Source organism: Pseudomonas sp. No.117, from assembly GCF_054558395.1.
In genome coordinates, this window is sequence record NZ_BAAJNP010000006.1 from 387,242 (window position 1) to 403,099 (window position 15,858).

Genomic DNA, 15,858 nt, shown 5'->3' on the forward strand with positions numbered 1-15,858 from the left:
TATGCCCCAGCGCCTGCCTTCCCGCGAATCCCTTACAGTCGAGTTCAAGAGCGACCGCAGCAGATTGCCTGACCGCGAGCTGATCGAGGCGCTGGTGTGCCTGGCCAATGCGGAAGGCGGCGAGCTATGGCTGGGCGTCGAGGATAACGGCATGCCCAGCGGTCTGCATGCCGATCATCGCCTGCTGGAAGGTTTGGTCGGCATGGTGGCGGCACGCACTTCGCCATCGTTGAATGTACAGGCCGAGACAGTCGAGCTGGACGGCGTGACCGTGGCGCGCATCCAGGTGCCCAAGGCCCAAGGCGAAGTGGCCACCACCAGCGGCGTGTACCTGCGCCGCCGTTTGAAACACGACGGTACCCCCGAATGCGTGGCCATGCTGCCCCATGAGCGCAGCAGCCGCGCAAGCAGCTTTGGCCTGCTCGATGTATCCGCCCAGCCGGTGGCGGGCGCCAGCCTAGCCGACCTCGACCCGCTGGAACGCGAGCGCCTGCGCCAGGCCGTGCAGCAGTATGGTGGCGACCGTGTGCTGCTGGAGTTGGACGACGAAGCCCTCGACGGCGCGTTGCTACTGACCGTGCGCCAGGCGGACGGCAGCCGCGTGCCCACCCTCACCGGCCTGCTGCTGATTGGCCGGGAAACCTCGCTGCGACAACTGGTACCCACCCACGAATTCGCCTTCCAGGTGCTGGCCCAGCAGGCGGTGCGCTTCAACGAGTTCCGCCGCTTCCCGCTGCTCAAGGCGCTGGACTGGCTGGAAACCAACTTTCGCCCCTATAACCCCGAAGAAGAGCTGCAGGTCGGCCTGTTCCGCGTTCCGGTGCCCAAGGTGGACCTCGGCGCCTTTCGCGAAGCGGTGGCCAATGCCCTGGTACACCGGGATTACCATGGCCGGGGGGCGGTACATGTACGCCTCGAAGACGAGGCTCTGGTGGTCAGCAATCCCGGAGGCCTAGTCGATGGTGTGACTCTGGCCAATCTTCTAGTAACCGAACCCCGCCCACGCAACCCAGCACTGGCCGACGCCATGAAGCGCATCGGCGTGGTCGAACGCTCCGGTCGTGGCGTGGACAAGATCTTTCGCGGCATGCTCAAGTTCGGTCGCCCGGCCCCGGACTACAGCTATACCACCGCCCAGAGCGTGGTGCTGCGCCTGCCCACCGCCGAGGCTGACCTGGATTTCCGCCGCCTGGTGGTGGAGCACGAGCGCGCCACCAATGCTGAGCTGCCCATCGACAGCCTGATCGCCCTGGCCGCTTTGCGCGCGAGCAAACGCGTCACTGCCGATGAACTGGCTGTGCAGATTCAGCGCGACACCGCCAGTGCCAAACGCACCCTGGAAGCTCTGACCGAAGCCGGCCTGGTGGAAGCCCACGGCGCCACCCGCGGGCGCAGCTACACCCTGTCGGCCAGCCTGTACCAGGCCGCAGGGGACAAAGCCGCCTATACCCGCCAGGCAGGCTTCGCACCGATTCAGCATGAGCAGATGGTGCTCAACTATGTGCAGCAGCATGGGCAAATCAAACGTGCCGAGGTCATGGAGTTATGTCGGATATCGACAGACCAGGCGGCCAAGCTCCTGAAAAAACTGAAAGATAAAGGCGCCATTGTGCAGAGCGGCAAGAATCGAGGGGCGTCTTACACCATCGCCCCCTGAATTGAGCTGGAATGAGCCGGAATGAGCCTGTATGAGCCCATACACGCCTGAACTGGATTAAAGGAGTAACCCTGTGGGCTGGGAACTGGAAGACGTCGAAAAACCCTTTGTGGCGCAGTTGCAGGGGCTGAACTGGCAGCACACCGAGGGCAGCCTCGACAACCCGGCCACGACCGGCCGCAGCAGTTTCAGTGAAGTCATCCAGCGTGACGCACTGGTCGAACGCCTGCGCGCCATCAACCTGCGCGACGGCCAGCCCTGGCTGGACGATCAGCGCATTGCCGAGGCAGTCGCGGCCATTACCCGCGTGGGCAGCGGCAAGCTGATGGAAGCCAACCAGAAGGTCACCGAGTTGCTGCTCAAGGGCATTACCGTTGACGGGCTTCCTGGCTGGGAGGGTGGGCGCGGCCAAACCATCCAGTACATCGACTGGGACACTCCGGCCAACAATCACTTCAGCGTGATCAACCAATACCGGGTTGATTGCCCGCCAGGCTACAACAGCGGCAAGCAATTCATCGTCCCGGATCTGGTGCTGTTGGTGAACGGCATCCCCTTGGTGGTGGTGGAATGCAAGAGCCCATCCACTCACGAACCGCTGGCCGAGGCTGTCGATCAACTGCGCCGCTACAGCAATCAACGCAAGGCAGCCTTCGAGGTCGAGGAGAACGAGGGCAACGAGGCGTTGTTCGCCAGCGTGCAACTATTGATCGCCAGCAGCTACGACGAAGCACGGGTAGGCTGCATTGGCGCCGGCTTCGCGCATTTTTTCCAGTGGAAAACAGTGGTTGGTCCCGACGCCAACGGCAGTGAACAGGTGGTGTCCGAGCAGTTGGGCAAAGCCAAACTATCCGAGCAGGAGCGCTTGGTGGCGGGCATGCTGACGCCTGACCATCTCCTCGACCTGGTTCGGCATTTCATGCTGTTCATGCCAGTGGGCGGGCAGACCATCAAGACGGTCTGCCGCTACCAGCAGTATCGCGCCGTGAACCGCACGGTGCCCCGTATGAAACGCGGACAGACGCGCTTGGAGCATGGCGAGAGCGACCAGCGCGGCGGCATCGTCTGGCATACCCAGGGTTCCGGCAAAAGCCTGACCATGGTGTTCCTGGTGCGCAAGATGCGCACAGATACGCAGTTGCGCCGCTTCAAGATCATCGTGGTCACCGACCGCAAGGACCTGCAGAACCAACTCGCCGCCACCGCTACCTTGAGTGGCGAGCTGCCCGAGGTGGCCTCCACTATCGAGGGCGTTAAAGCCTTGGCACGCCGCCGGGGGCCCGGCCTGGTTTTCGCTACTATCCAGAAATACCGTAACCCCGAGCAGGACGAGGATGGCTCGACTGCCAGCGCTTCAGAACCCTCTGCCCTCGCCAAAGCCGCGGAAAAACGTGCGCCCTACCAGGTAGGTAAACCGTTCGAGGTGCTCAATCCCGACGAGAGCATTCTCGTGCTGATCGATGAGGCGCACCGCACCCAGGCCGGCGACCTGCACGCCAACCTACTGGCGGGTCTGCCCAATTGTGTGCGTATCGGCTTTACCGGTACGCCGATCATCATGGGTGACAAGAAGCGTACCCATGAGATTTTCGGCGCCTTTATCGACAAGTACACCATCAAGGAAGCCGAGGCAGATGGCGCGACCGTGCCGGTGCTTTATGAAGGACGCACCGCACGGGGCGCCGTGAAAGACGGGGCTAGCCTGGACGGGCTATTCGAAGACTTGTTCCGTGATCACAGCCAGAACGAGCTGGAACTGATCAAGCGGAAGTACGCCACCAAGGGCCATATCCTCGATGCCCCAGCGCTGATCGCGGACAAGGCCCGCGATATCCTCTGCCACTATGTCACCCATATCCTGCCCAATGGCTACAAGGCGCAGGTGGTGGCCTACAGCCGACTTGCAGCCGTCCGCTATTTCCAAGCGCTACAGGCCGCCCGCGATGAACTGCTCGCCGAGGCCGACGCCTTGCCTGCTGATGAGAAGGCTCTGGACGATGAAGCCCTGTGCCAGCGCCCGCCCAAGCTGCAGGCGCAAATACAGGCGTGGCGTTATCGCGACACGCTACGCGGTCTGGAGTTCGCGGCCATTATTTCCGGATCCAATAACGACCCAGCCGAGTGGAAAAGCTGGACGGATGGCAGTAAGCACGAACACCTGATCCAAAGATTCAAGAAACCCTTGAAGCATGAGCAGGCGGGCAAGGCCGATCCGCTAGCCTTCTTGATCGTCAAGTCGATGCTATTGACCGGCTTTGATGCCCCCATCGAGGGGGTGATGTACCTCGACCGGCCGATCAGGGAAGCCGAACTGCTGCAGGCCATCGCGCGGGTCAACCGCACCGGCTTCGGCAAGCGTTGTGGCATCGTGGTCGACTACTACGGAGTCGCCAACCATCTACGCGAAGCCCTGGCTGCCTATGCCGACGAGGATATAGAGGGTGCGCTGAGCAGCATCAAGGACGAGGTGCCGGTGCTCCGTGACCGACACCTGCGGGTGGTGGATGTGTTGCGCCGTCAGGGGATCGAGTCGCTGGACGACGTGGAAGCCTGTCTTACGGCACTCGAATCGGAAAAGGTGCGCGCTGAGTTCGCGGTCAAGCTCAAAGCCTTTCTCGATACACTGGATACCGTCTTGCCGCGCCCCGAGGGCCTGCCCTTCATCAAGGATGCCAAGCGCCTGGCCTATATCCATGCCCGGGCGCGCGGGCGCTACAAAGACCTGCCGCAACTGGGCAAGGATGTTGGCGCCAAGGTGCGCAAGCTGATCGACGATCACGTGATCTCGCTGGGCATCGACCCGAGGATTCCGCCGATCCAGCTCACCGACGCGGACTTCGAAAAGCAGCTATCACGTAGTGTCAACAACCGCGCCAAGGCCTCGGAGATGGAGCACGCCATCCGCTCGCATGTGCGCAAGCATGTGGATGAGGATCCGGTGCGGTATCGCAAGCTATCCGAGCGCCTGAACGAACTGCTCAAGGCGTTTGGTGAACAGTGGGATCAACTTGTTGCGCAACTGCAGAAGCTCATCGACGAGTTGCGTAGCGGCCAAATGAGCGATGACAACAGCTCCCTGGATGTGCCCGAGCACTATGCGCCCTTCCTGCGCACGCTGCTGGATGTGGTGTGCGCCGACGCCACTCCGGAGCCTGCAGCACTGCTCCGACTGAAGGATGTCACGGTAGATCTGGTCGATCTATTGGTGGACGAACTGCAAAGTCACCGTGACATCTGGAGCCCGCGCAAGCGAGCGGCACAGGAGGAGCTGGCCGGGCAATTATTCGACCACCTGATGCGCCTGCGTCCGCCCTTGGTGAACACTGATACGGCGGGGGTATTAGCTGACCGCCTGCTGGATCAGGCCAGGGCCAGCCATGAGCGGCTGGTGCAGTTATGAGCCATCAATCCCTCACCGTTAACGACCTGCACTTGAGGCTGCATCGTAGTGCACGCCGCAAGACGATGCAGATCACCGTCGAGCGAGATGGCACCCTAACTCTTTCCGCGCCACCCGAGGTGGAGGAACAAAGGCTGCGCCAATTCGTAGCGGAAAAAAGCTTCTGGATTTACTCGCGGCTAGCCGAAAAGGATCGCCTGCAGCGAGCTATCCCTACCAAGGACTATGTGAATGGTGAGGGATTTTTGTATCTGGGGCGAAGTTATCGTCTCAAACTGGTAGAGGAGCAAGAGGTAGCGCTCAAACTCTCAGCCGGCCGCTTCTGCTTGTTGCGTAGCGAGCTGCCAAACGCTCGGGAGCATTTTGTCCGCTGGTACAGCGACCATGCGCGCAATTGGCTGGCCTCGCGCGTGAAGCGTTACCAACCCCGCATGGAACTAGCCCTGGGAGGAGTGCGGGTGCAGGACCTGGGCTATCGGTGGGGATCCTGCGGTAAGGGCGCGCAGTTGTATTTTCACTGGAAGACCATCTTGCTGCCCAAACACATTGCCGAGTACGTGGTGGTGCATGAGATGGTGCACCTGCACGAGCCGCACCACACCCCGGAGTTTTGGCTGCGTCTGGAACGCGCCATGCCGGACTACGCGCAACGCAAGGTCTGGCTGGCAGAACACGGCATTGAGGTTGAGGGGATCTAGCCTTTGATGGCCAAGCCGCCATTCTAGTTAAGCGATCGTGCCCCGAGTATTTCCTACTCCAGGATATCAATCCTTAGTCAACCTTCCCGCTGCCTGGATGCCGCCATGAATTTCGAAGACCTGCGCCTGTTCGTCACCACCCTGAACGAGGGCAGCTTCACCGCCGCCGCTGACAAGCTGGGGCTGTCCAAGCAGTTCGTCAGCCGGCGGACCCTGTTGCTGGAGGAGAGTCTGGGGGTGCGGTTGATCAATCGCACCACCCGGCGCCTGCAGGCGACCGAGCTGGGGGTGCTGCTCTATGAGCGGGCGGTGAAGATCCTCGAGGACGTCAACGATACCGAGGAACTGCTTTCCAGCCGGCGGACGGTGCCCCAGGGGGTGCTGCGGGTCAGTGCGCCCATGACCTTTGGCACCCTGCACCTGAGCCCGCTGCTGCCGGATTTCCTCTCGGCCTATCCGCAGATCCGCCTGGAACTGGATCTCAACGACCGGGCGGTGGATCTCCTGGCGGAGGGCTACGACATGTCGATCCGTATCGGCAACCTGGCCGATTCCAGCCTGATCGCCAAGCGCCTGACCGAGATGCAGACGGTGACCTGCGCCAGCCCGGACTATCTGCGCCAGGCGCCGCCCTTGGTGCAACCGGAGGACCTGGCCGAGCACAGCTGTCTGCTCTATGGCCATGGCCGCCAGGTGGAATGGCGTTTCCAGCGTGGGGGTAAGCCACTGGTGCTGCCCATGCAGGGTCAGCTCAGGGCCAACAACGGCGAGGTGGTGCGGGACGCGGCCATCGCTGGCCAGGGGATCGCGGTGCTGCCGACCTTCATCATCGGCGCAGCGCTGGCGTCAGGGGCGCTGGTGCAGGTGCTGGAAGACTTCGCCCTGCCCAGCGCGGCGGTCTATGCGGTCTATCCCCAGCATCGCCAGTCGGCGCGCATCGTCCAGCTGTTCTCGGACTATCTGCGCGACCGGCTGACGGTCTAGCCAGCTCAAGCCACGGCGCCGCGGGTCGGCTGGCGCTGGGGCCATTGCTGCAGGGTACGCTCGGCACCGTCAGCGGCCAGGCGCTGGCCATTCAGGCGATCCTGTTGACGCTGGATCGAGGGTTGCAGGCTGCGGTCGGCACCGTTCTCGGCCAGGGCGCGGCGGTCCAGGCGATCCTGCTGACGCTGGATCGAGGGTTGCAGGCTGCGGTCGGCACCGTTCTCGGCCAGGGTGCGATCGCTCTGCTGGTGCTTCTCGATCAGCGAGCCCAGCGGGCGCAGGGCGCTTTCCTCGGCCTGGGCCGATTGGGCGATGGCGGCGGTGAACAAGGTGGCGGCGAAGAGGGCGGTGAGAGCTTTCATGGCGAGTACCTGTGTCGGGTGGGTGTGGATCCATTGTCGCCACCCGGGTGCTCGCCTAGAAATCGTCCTGCGGGATAGCGATCATCGACCGCACTGATGATCGCTGCGGACTAGCCTTTGGCCTGGCGCTGGCGCCAGAGGAACAGGCACCAGACGACCAGCGCCGCGGCCGCCAGCAGGCAACCGGCGAGGCTCACGCCGGTCCAGCCGAAGTGCTCGTACAGCCGCGCCGACAGCAGCGAGCCCAGGGAGCCGCCGAGGAAGTAGCCGGTCATGTAGCCGGCGTTGAGGCGGCTGCGGGCTTCCGGGCGCAGGCGATAGACCACGTTCTGGTTGCTGACATGGGTGAGTTGCACGGCCAGATCCAGCACCAGGATGCCGAGCAGTAGCGCCGCCAGGGACGTCTGGGCGAAGGCCAGGGGCAACCAGGCGAGGGTCAGGGCCACCAGGCCGATGCTGGTGGCGAGACCGCCCTTGCCCTGGTCGGCCATGCGTCCAGCCAGGTTGGCGGCCAGGGCGCCCACCGCGCCGGCGAGGCCGAACAGGCCGATGGTGCCGTCGCTGAAGCCATAGGGTTCGGCGGCGAGCAGGAAGGCCAGGGGCGTCCAGAACAGCGCGAAGACGGCGAAGCCCAGGCAGCCCAGCAGGGTGCGCAGGCGGTGCAGGGGTTCGTCGCGCAAGAGCACGAACACCGAGCCCAGCAGCCGCGGATAGCTCAAACCCGCCGACTGCTGGTAGCGCGGCAGCGCCAGATACAGGGCCAGGGCGGTCGCCAGCATCAGGCCGGCGGCGACGGCGTAGACGGTACGCCAGTCGCCCAGGGACGAGAGCGCTCCCGCCACGGTACGGGCCAGCAGGATGCCGAGGATGAGGCCGCTCATGACGGTGCCCACCGCCCTGCCCCGTTGCTCCGGCGCGGCCAGGGTGGCGGCGAAGGGCACCAGCACCTGGGCCACCACCGAGAAGAGCCCGGTCAGGGCGGTGCCCAGCAGCAGCCAGGGCAGGCTGGTGGCGCTGGCGCTGAGGGCGAGGCCGGCCGCGGCGATCACGCTCATGCTGACGATCAGCCGCCGTCGTTCGAACAGATCGCCCAGCGGGACCAACAGCAGCAGCCCGGCGGCGTAGCTGAGCTGGGCGGTGGTGACGATGCTGCCGGCCTGGGTGTAGCTCAGCTCGAAGCGCTGGGCGATGGTGTGCAGCAGCGGCTGGTTGTAGTAGTTGCTGGCCACGGCGATGCCGGTAGCGACGGCCATGAGCAGGGTCAGCCAACGGCTGAGGGGTGGCGTAGGGGTCGACATCCGTGCGGTCCAGGACGATGAAAGGCCCCTCAGTATTGGCCACCGGCAGCTATCGGTTAAATGAATCGTTAAGATGGCCTCAATCTCCTTTCACGATGACGTCATGAATCTCAAGCAGCTGGAATTCGCCGTCGCCCTGGCCGAAGAGCGCCATTTCACCCGCGCCGCCGAGCGCTGCCACGTGGTGCAGTCCGCGCTCAGCCACCAGATCGCCCGGCTGGAAGCCGAGCTGGGCGCCACCCTGTTCGAGCGGCTGCCGCGCCAGGTGCGCATCACGCCTGCCGGCGAAGCCCTGCTGGTGCATGCGCACCAGGCGCTGGCGACGGTGGCGCGGCTGCGGCAGGACGTGGCGGCCGCCGTCGGCGCCATTCGTGGCACCCTGACGGTGGGCCTGATTTCCTCGGTACCGCGGCTGGACATCGTCGATGTGCTGGCTGCCTTCCACGTCCGTCATCCGCAGGTGGACATCCAGCTGCGCCAGGACAAGAGCGAGACGCTGCTGGCGGCGGTGCGTGAGCGGCAGCTGGACTTCGCCCTGATCGGCGTCTCCCGCCAGTTGGCGCTGGAGGCCGTGGAGCGCCGGTTGCTGCTCAGCGAGGACTTGGTGGCGGTGCTGCCGGCGGACCACGCCCTGGCCGGACGGGACCGGCTGTCGCTGCATGAGCTGGTGGACCTGCCACTGGTGGACCTGCCCGCCGGCAGCGGGGCGCGACGGCAGACCGACGAGGCCTTCGCCGCCCTGGGCCTGCCCCATCGCGTACGCTTCGAGACCAGCCACATGCAGCTGCTGGAGCGCTTCGTGCGCCGCGGCCTGGCGGTCGGACTGGTGCCGCGCAGCCTCGCGGCCACCTTCGCCGGGCTGACCAGCGTGCCGGTCAGCGATGCGCCGCAGCGGGACGTCTATGCCATCTGGTCGCCCCTGCCGACGCCGGCGGCGCGGGAGTTCCTGCGAGTGCTGGAAGAGGCGCTGGCGGATTAGCTGTCGCTCAGCGGCAGGCCGCGTAGCCGCTGAGGCGATACGCGCGGGCTGCCTGCCGGAGTACGGTCCGGTGACGGAGCCCTGGGCGTGAGGCGCTTCTTGGTCCGCGATCCTGGTGGGAGGCGATTGAATTTCTTGGAGCCTATTTGAGGACTTGCCGCCATGCGCTCGCCTGATGGTCCGCCGATGCGGCCGCGCCTGAAAGCCCGCGTAGGTTGGGTTGAGCGCAGCGCAGCCCAACATGGTCCAAGGCTGAACATCCCTGTTGGGCTTCGACGATGGAGCTGTCTCAACCCAACCTACGGTCTATCGCAGCCATGGCCAGAGCCGTAGCCTGGAAAACGGCGCAGCCTTTTCCAGGGGGACGTCAGTGTGCGGGGCGTGCCCTCACCCCAGCCCTCTCCCAGGGGGAGAGGGGGCTAGCCGTGCAGGCGTTCAGCTCTATCTGAACCGTAGCCTGGAAAACGGCACAGCCTTTTCCAGGGGTGACGTCGGTGTGCGGGACGCGCCCTCACCCCAGCCCTCTCCCAGAGGGAGGGGGGGTTATTCGAGCAGGCGTTCAGCTCTATCGGAGCGTAGCCTGGAAAACGTTACAGCCTTTTCCAGGGGTGGCGTCGTTGCGCGGGGCGTGCCCTCACCCCAGCCCTCTCCCGGAGGGAGAGGGGGTTATTCGAGCAGGCGTGCAGCCCCATCGGAAACGTAGCCCGGAAAACGGCGCAGCCTTTTCCAGGGGTGACGTCGGTGTGCGGGGAGTGCCCTTACCCCAACTCTCTCCCAAAGGGAGAGGGAGCTAACCGAGCCGGTGTTCAGCCGCTGCAGAACGCTCGGCAGCCTGCTGGTCTATCCTCAACCCTCGCTGACCGGCAGGCGGCGCACGAAGTTGCCCACGCGCCAGGCGAACTGTTCGCCCTGGCACTGCACCAGCAGGTTGCGTACTGGGTAGGACTGGCCGGCGACACTGGCGTCGGCCTGGGCTTCGCTGGCGCCGTCGAGGTGGTTGCGGGCGAGTACCTGGTAGCTGCCGGTGGGGCAACGTTCCGCGGCTTCGCCCGCGCAGCCGGACCAGCTGCCGAAGACCCCGTTGCACTGTACCAGGTAGGCCGTGCTGCCGTCCCTGAGGTAGGCGTTATGGGAACTGGCGCAGCCGGCCAGCACGGCGAGGAAGCCGGCGCAGGCCAGCAGGCGGAGGGCGTTGCGAAGGTTGGCGAGGGGCATGGGCGTGGCTCCGGAAGACATGCAGCCATCCTAGAAAGCCAACCCCCTCCCTTATAAATCGTACCGGCGGATAGCGCTTATCGACGGCGCTGATACCCGGTCGCTCAGCCAGGCTCGCCCATGAATCTGAGGATCTCCCCGCGCAACCAGCGCTCGCCCGGATCCTGGTCCTGGGCGGCGCGCCAGACCAGCGACAGCCGAGCCGGCACGATGGGAAAGGGCGGCTCCTCGAAGCGCAGACCGCCGCCCGCGGCCAGCGCCCGGGCAGCGTAGTCAGGCACGGTGGCGAGCAGGTCGCTGCCGGCCAGCAGGGCGCCGAGGCCGTTGAAATGCGGGACGCCCAGGGCCACCTTGCGCGAGCGGCCGAGACGCGCCAGGTCGTCGTCGATATTGCCGCAGAGATCGCCGGACATGGACACCAGCACGTGGGGCCGGGCGCAGTAGTCGTCCAGGCTCAGGGGCGCGGGATCGTGGTCGGCGCGCACCACCAGGGCGCGGATGTGCCTCAGGGTGCGACTCTTGGCGTTGGCCGGCAACTGGGTGGTGTAGCTGATGCCCAGGGAGACCTCGCCGCTGGCGAGCAGGCCGGGCAAGAGCAGGAAGTTGGCGTTGCGCACCACCAGCACGCAGTGCGGCGCCACCTCCCGCAGATGGGCCAGCAGCGGCGGCAGCAGGCCGCATTCGACGTCGTCGGACATGCCGATGCGAAACACCGCGCGGCTGGCACCGGGATCGAAGTCGTCGACCTCGCTGAGGGCGTTGGACAGGCCGTCCAGCGCCGGACGTAGCCGTTCGAGAATGGCCAGGGCCCGTGGCGTGGGCTCCATGGCGCGACCGCTGCGCACCAGCAGCGGATCGTCGAAGAATTGCCGCAGGCGCACCAGGGCGGCGCTGATGGCCGGCTGGCCGAGAAAGAGCTTTTCCGCGGTGCGGGTGAGGTTGCGCTCGTGCATCAGGCTTTCGAACACCACCAGCAGGTGCAGGTCGATGCGGCGCAGGTCGTTGCGGTTCACGGCGTCCCTCCGCGACGGTAAGGCGGTGACGGGTCGACGCCTGGGCAGGCGGCGACCCGTTGCCCCTCTTACTTGCTAGCCAGCTTGGCGTAGCTGGTCATCAGGTTGCGGTAGTTGGGGATGTGGTTGGACAACAGCGCGCCAAGACCCTCGATGTCGTTGCGCCAGTCGCGGTGCAGTTCGCAGGCCACACTGAACCAGTTCATCAGTTGCACGCCGGCAGCGCTCATGCGCGCCCAGGCGGCTTGCTGCACGGTCTTGTCGAAGGTGCCGGAGGCATCGGTCACCACGAAGACATCGAAGCCCTCGGCGATGGCCGCCAGGGCCGGGAAGGCCACGCAGACGTCGGTCACCACGCCGGCGATGATCAGTTGCTTGCGGCCGGTGGCCTTGATGGCGGCGACGAAGTCCTGGTTGTCCCAGGCGTTGATTTGCCCCGGACGGGCGATATAGGGCGCCTCGGGGAACAGCTCGAGCAGCTCGGGTACCAGCGGGCCGTTGGGGCCCTGTTCGAAGCTGGTGGTGAGGATGGTGGGCAGGCCGAAGAACTTGGCGCTGTTGGCCAAGGCCAGGACATTGTTCTTGAAGTCGCTGGGAGTGAAATCCTGCACCAGGGAGATCAGACCGGCCTGGTGGTCGATCAGCAGGACGACGGCATCGTTCTTGTCGAGACGGTTGTAGGGCTTGCTCATGGTGGAGTCCTCAGGGGTGGTGGTTGATGAGGTGACGGGCGGCGCTAGGCGCCGCCCAGGAGATGGCGGATGGCGATGGGTACGCCGGGGGTCTGGTATTGCCGCGCCGCCGCTTCCAGGCGCTGTTCGCCCTGGGTGACGCGGTGGTGGTGGCGCAGGTGCTCCAGCCAGGATTCGTCGCAGAAGAATTCCTGCCAGCGGCGCGGCTCGGCGCTGTCCTGCAGCAGGGCCCAGGAGAAGGCGCCATTGCGCCGGCGCATGCCGCCGACCGCCTGCATGGCCTGGCGGAAGGCCGGGCCGTGTTCGGGGGCGATGTCGTATTCCAGGGTGACCAGCACCGGGCCGCGCTCGCGGTCCAGGGAGTCGTCGAGCAGCGGTGTCGGCCAGTGCAGCGCAGGGGCGATGTCCGCCGCCGGGGTGACCGGCAGGCGCAGGCGCCAGGTCAGGACGATGCCGGCCAGCAACACCCCGGCCGCCGCGCTCAGGGCCACGCTCAGGGAGAAGTGGCCGGCCACAGCGCCCCAGAGGGTGCCGCCCAGGGCGCTGGTGCCGAAGAACACCAGGATATAGACGGCCAGGGCGCGGGCGCGCACCCAGCCGGGGACGGCGGTCTGGGCCGCCACCTGCAGGCTGGAGAGCACGGCGATCCAGGCCAGGCCGCTGGCGAGCATCACCGGCAGCAGCCAGGCGAATTCACGGACCCAGGCCAGCCCCAGCAGGACGAGGGCATAGACGGCACTGGCGCCGGCCACCAGCAGGTCGCTGGAGAGTCTTTCACGCAGCCGCGGCAAGAGCATGGCGCCGCCGATGGCGCCCAGACCCACGCAACCGAGCAGGATGCCGAAATCCAGGGCAGTGCCCTGCAGGGCCTGGCGGACCAGCAGCGGGAGCAGGGCCATGCCGGCGCTGGCGCCGAGAAAAAACGCGGCGGTCCGGGCCAGCACCACCTGCAGCTGGGGGGAGCTGCGGGCGTAGCGGAAACCGACCCGGACCGCGCCCAAGAGGCGCTCCGCGGGCAGCACGGCGGCTGCAGGTTGGCACCGCCAGGTCAGGAGCGCGACGATGACAGCGAAGAAGGACACGGCATTCAGGGCGAAGGTCAGCCAGGGACCGGCCAGGCTGACCAGCACCCCGGCCAGCGCCGGCCCCAGGGCGCGGGCCACGTTCATGCCCAGGCTGGACAGGGCGATGGCCGCGGGCAGCTCGCTTTTATCCACCAGCTCGGGGGTGAGCGCCGACCAGGCCGGCAGCATCAGCGCGGTGCCCACGCCCATGGCCAGGGTCAGGCCCAGCAGCAGCGGCACGCTCATCCAGCCGGCCAGGGTCAGGCCGGCCAAGGCCAGGGCCACCGCGGCCATCCACAGCTGCACGCCGAGCAGGTAGCGGCGCCGGTCGACGATGTCGGCCAGGGCGCCGGCCGGCAGCGCCAGCAAAAACATCGGCAGCGCCCCCGCCACCTGCACCAGGGCCACCGCCAGGGGGCTGGCGGACAGCGAGGTCATCAGCCAGCCGGCGCCCACCTCGTGCATCCAGGTGCCGATGTTGGAGGCGATACTGGCCAGCCACAGCCAGCGAAAGGTGCGCTGGCGCAGCGGCTGCCAGGGCGAGGCAGTGTTGGGCGTGAGGGCGGCGGCGGTCATGGCGGCGGTCCTCAGAAGCTGAAGCAGGAGCAGCCGAAGGCGCCCCAGAAGCCACTGAAGTCGCTGACCGGTACCCGGCTCTGGCGCGCCCGCTCATGGCCGTGGCCATGCACGGAACAGGCGCCGGCGCACTGGTGCACGGCGGCCTGCAAGGGCGCACCGGGTTTCCAGTGACCGGGCACCTTGACCACCGGCGACCAGTCCGGCGTGACCGGCAAGGGCGCCGGCCCCAAGCGATCGAATTCCTCGGCGCCATGGACGATGCGGCCACCGACCACGGTGAGCACCGACTCCAGGTGCTTGATGGCCTCTTCCTCGACGCTGAAGAAGTCCGCCGAGAGCACCGCCACGTCGGCTAGCTGGCCCACCCGCAGCTGGCCTTTCTTGCCCTGTTCCGAGGAGAACCAGGCACTGCCCTGGGTGAACAGCTGCAGGGCGGTGGCCCGCGGCAGGCCCTCCTGATAGAGCGCGAGACCGCCGACGGTGCGGCCACTCACCAGCCAGTACAGCGAGGTCCAGGGGTTGTAGCTGGAGACCCGGGTGGCGTCGGTCCCCGCCCCCACCGGTACACCAGCGGCGAGCATCCGCTGGATCGGCGGGGTCTGCTCGGCGGCCTGGGCGCCATAGCGGTCGACGAAGTATTCGCCCTGGAAGGCCATGCGGTCCTGGATGGCGATGCCGCCGCCCAGCGCCTTGACCCGCTCGATGTTGCGCGGGCTGATGGTCTCGGCGTGGTCGAAGAACCAGGGCAGGCCATTGAAGGGCACGTCGCGATTCACTCGCTCGAAGACGTCGAGCATCCGCGAGATGGATTCGTCATAAGTGGCATGCAGGCGGAACGGCCAGCGCTGCTCCACCAGGTGGCGCACCACGGGTTCCAGATCGGCCTCCATGGTGGCTGGCAGATCCGGGCGCGGTTCGAGGAAGTCCTCGAAGTCGGCCGCGGAGAAGGCCAGCATCTCGCCGGCGCCGTTGTGGCGCAGGAAGTCGGTGCCCTGGTGCAGGGTGACGCTACTGGTCCAGTTCGTGAAGTCGGTCAGCTCTTCCTTGGGTCGCTGGGTGAAGAGGTTGTAGGCGATGCGCACGGTGAGCTGGTCGGCATCGGCCAACTCCTGGATCACCTGGTAGTCGTCCGGGTAGTTCTGGAAGCCGCCGCCGGCATCGATGGCGCTGGTCAGCCCCAGGCGATTGAGTTCGCGCATGAACTGGCGGGTGGAGTTGACCTGGTACTCCAGCGGCAGCTTGGGCCCCTTGGCCAGGGTGGCGTAGAGGATCATGGCGTTGGGCCGGGCGATGAGCATGCCGGTGGGCTCGCCGCGGGCGTCGCGCTGGATCTCGCCGCCCGGGGGATTGGGGGTGTCCTTGGTGTAGCCGACCACCCGCAGGGCGGCGCGATTGAGCAGCGCCCGGTCGTAGAGGTGCAGGATGAACACCGGGGTGTCCGGCGCCGCCTGGTTGAGTTCGTCCAGGGTCGGCAGGCGCCGCTCGGCGAACTGGAATTCGTTCCAGCCGCCCACCACCCGCACCCACTGGGGCGCCGGGGTACGCTCGGCCTGGTCCTTGAGCATGCGCAGGGCATCGGCCAGCGAGGGCACGCCCTCCCAGCGCAGCTCCAGGTTGTAGTTGAGACCGCCCCGGATCAGATGCAGGTGGGAGTCGTTGAGGCCGGGAATGGCGCGGCGGCCGCGCAGGTCGACCACCTGGGTGGCCGGACCGCGATGGGCCATGGCCGCGCTGTCGCTGCCCACGGCGATAAAGACGCCGTCCTTGATGGCGACCGCAGTGGCCTCGGGGCGCTCGGGATCGACGGTGTGGAGCTTGCCGTTGTGCAGGATCAGATCGGCGTGTTGCATGGTGCCTCCAGGGGCAGGGTCGGCGCGTCCGGCCAGGGGCAGGACGGACCAGAGCGCGCCGGCGGCG

Annotated in this window: 12 protein-coding genes; 5 read left to right on the forward strand and 7 right to left on the reverse strand. The window is 66.3% G+C overall.

Annotation, left to right across the window (positions count from 1 at the left end):
- The first annotated feature begins 1 nt into the window (after nucleotide 1).
- The 4 genes from ACYJP6_RS16880 (at nucleotide 2) to ACYJP6_RS16895 (ending at nucleotide 6,739) form a co-directional block, all read left to right on the forward strand.
- Complete coding sequence (locus ACYJP6_RS16880) at nucleotides 2-1,657, forward strand: ATP-binding protein (protein WP_459476157.1); 1,656 nt, start codon at nucleotides 2-4, stop codon at nucleotides 1,655-1,657.
- A gap of 73 nt (nucleotides 1,658-1,730) precedes the next feature.
- A complete protein-coding gene (locus tag ACYJP6_RS16885) occupies nucleotides 1,731-5,057 on the forward strand; it encodes a type I restriction endonuclease subunit R (RefSeq protein ID WP_459476158.1) in 3,327 nt (1,108 codons plus the stop codon).
- Nucleotides 5,054-5,755, forward strand: a complete 702-nt coding sequence (locus ACYJP6_RS16890) for a M48 family metallopeptidase (protein ID WP_459476159.1) — start codon at nucleotides 5,054-5,056, stop codon at nucleotides 5,753-5,755. Before ACYJP6_RS16885 ends, ACYJP6_RS16890 begins: the two co-directional genes overlap by 4 nt.
- A 105-nt stretch (nucleotides 5,756-5,860) precedes the next feature.
- Nucleotides 5,861-6,739: a LysR family transcriptional regulator gene (locus ACYJP6_RS16895; RefSeq protein ID WP_459476160.1), complete on the forward strand. Its 879-nt coding sequence runs from the start codon at nucleotides 5,861-5,863 to the stop codon at nucleotides 6,737-6,739.
- Between the two features lie 5 nt (nucleotides 6,740-6,744).
- Here the strand turns inward: ACYJP6_RS16895 and ACYJP6_RS16900 are convergent, their stop codons facing one another.
- Both ACYJP6_RS16900 and ACYJP6_RS16905 read right to left on the reverse strand, forming a co-directional pair.
- Complete coding sequence (locus ACYJP6_RS16900; protein ID WP_459476161.1) at nucleotides 6,745-7,101, reverse strand: hypothetical protein; 357 nt, start codon at nucleotides 7,099-7,101, stop codon at nucleotides 6,745-6,747.
- 110 nt (nucleotides 7,102-7,211) lie between these two features.
- Nucleotides 7,212-8,399 carry an MFS transporter gene (locus ACYJP6_RS16905; protein ID WP_459476162.1) on the reverse strand — a complete coding sequence of 396 codons (1,188 nt, stop codon included), beginning with the start codon at nucleotides 8,397-8,399 and terminating at the stop codon, nucleotides 7,212-7,214.
- A 103-nt stretch (nucleotides 8,400-8,502) separates the two neighbouring features.
- Between ACYJP6_RS16905 and ACYJP6_RS16910 the strand changes: the two genes are divergently transcribed.
- Nucleotides 8,503-9,378, forward strand: coding sequence for a LysR family transcriptional regulator (locus ACYJP6_RS16910; protein WP_459476163.1), 876 nt, complete (start codon nucleotides 8,503-8,505; stop codon nucleotides 9,376-9,378).
- Between the two features lie 846 nt (nucleotides 9,379-10,224).
- Here ACYJP6_RS16910 and ACYJP6_RS16915 read toward each other — a convergent pair.
- The 5 genes from ACYJP6_RS16915 to ACYJP6_RS16935 all read right to left on the reverse strand — a co-directional run bounded on the left by ACYJP6_RS16915 (nucleotide 10,225) and on the right by ACYJP6_RS16935 (nucleotide 15,791).
- Nucleotides 10,225-10,593, reverse strand: a complete 369-nt coding sequence (locus ACYJP6_RS16915) for a hypothetical protein (RefSeq protein WP_459476165.1) — start codon at nucleotides 10,591-10,593, stop codon at nucleotides 10,225-10,227.
- Between the two features lie 104 nt (nucleotides 10,594-10,697).
- A complete protein-coding gene (locus ACYJP6_RS16920) occupies nucleotides 10,698-11,606 on the reverse strand; it encodes a LysR substrate-binding domain-containing protein (RefSeq protein WP_459476167.1) in 909 nt (302 codons plus the stop codon).
- Nucleotides 11,607-11,674: 68 nt separating this feature from the next.
- Entirely contained in the window at nucleotides 11,675-12,298 is a 624-nt protein-coding gene (gene ycaC, locus ACYJP6_RS16925) for an isochorismate family cysteine hydrolase YcaC (RefSeq protein WP_459476168.1), read from the reverse strand.
- A 44-nt stretch (nucleotides 12,299-12,342) separates the two neighbouring features.
- The gene (locus ACYJP6_RS16930; protein ID WP_459476169.1) at nucleotides 12,343-13,938 is read right to left on the reverse strand and encodes an MFS transporter; all 1,596 of its coding nucleotides are present in this window, start codon (nucleotides 13,936-13,938) and stop codon (nucleotides 12,343-12,345) included.
- Nucleotides 13,939-13,949: 11 nt separating this feature from the next.
- Nucleotides 13,950-15,791, reverse strand: coding sequence for an amidohydrolase (locus ACYJP6_RS16935; protein WP_459476226.1), 1,842 nt, complete (start codon nucleotides 15,789-15,791; stop codon nucleotides 13,950-13,952).
- Nucleotides 15,792-15,858: the final 67 nt, after the last annotated feature.

Excerpts from the sequence above, each read along its gene's own strand:
- ACYJP6_RS16910 (WP_459476163.1), top strand. The coding sequence starts at position 8,503 with ATGAATCTCAAGCAGCTGGAATTCGCCGTCGCCCTGGCCGAAGAGCGC.
- ACYJP6_RS16890 (WP_459476159.1), top strand. The coding sequence starts at position 5,054 with ATGAGCCATCAATCCCTCACCGTTAACGACCTGCACTTGAGGCTGCAT.
- ACYJP6_RS16880 (WP_459476157.1), top strand. The coding sequence starts at position 2 with ATGCCCCAGCGCCTGCCTTCCCGCGAATCCCTTACAGTCGAGTTCAAG.
- ACYJP6_RS16905 (WP_459476162.1), bottom strand. The coding sequence starts at position 8,399 with ATGTCGACCCCTACGCCACCCCTCAGCCGTTGGCTGACCCTGCTCATG.
- ACYJP6_RS16900 (WP_459476161.1), bottom strand. The coding sequence starts at position 7,101 with ATGAAAGCTCTCACCGCCCTCTTCGCCGCCACCTTGTTCACCGCCGCC.
- ACYJP6_RS16935 (WP_459476226.1), bottom strand. The coding sequence starts at position 15,791 with ATGCAACACGCCGATCTGATCCTGCACAACGGCAAGCTCCACACCGTC.
- ACYJP6_RS16915 (WP_459476165.1), bottom strand. The coding sequence starts at position 10,593 with ATGCCCCTCGCCAACCTTCGCAACGCCCTCCGCCTGCTGGCCTGCGCC.
- ACYJP6_RS16930 (WP_459476169.1), bottom strand. The coding sequence starts at position 13,938 with ATGACCGCCGCCGCCCTCACGCCCAACACTGCCTCGCCCTGGCAGCCG.
- ycaC (WP_459476168.1), bottom strand. The coding sequence starts at position 12,298 with ATGAGCAAGCCCTACAACCGTCTCGACAAGAACGATGCCGTCGTCCTG.
- ACYJP6_RS16895 (WP_459476160.1), top strand. The coding sequence starts at position 5,861 with ATGAATTTCGAAGACCTGCGCCTGTTCGTCACCACCCTGAACGAGGGC.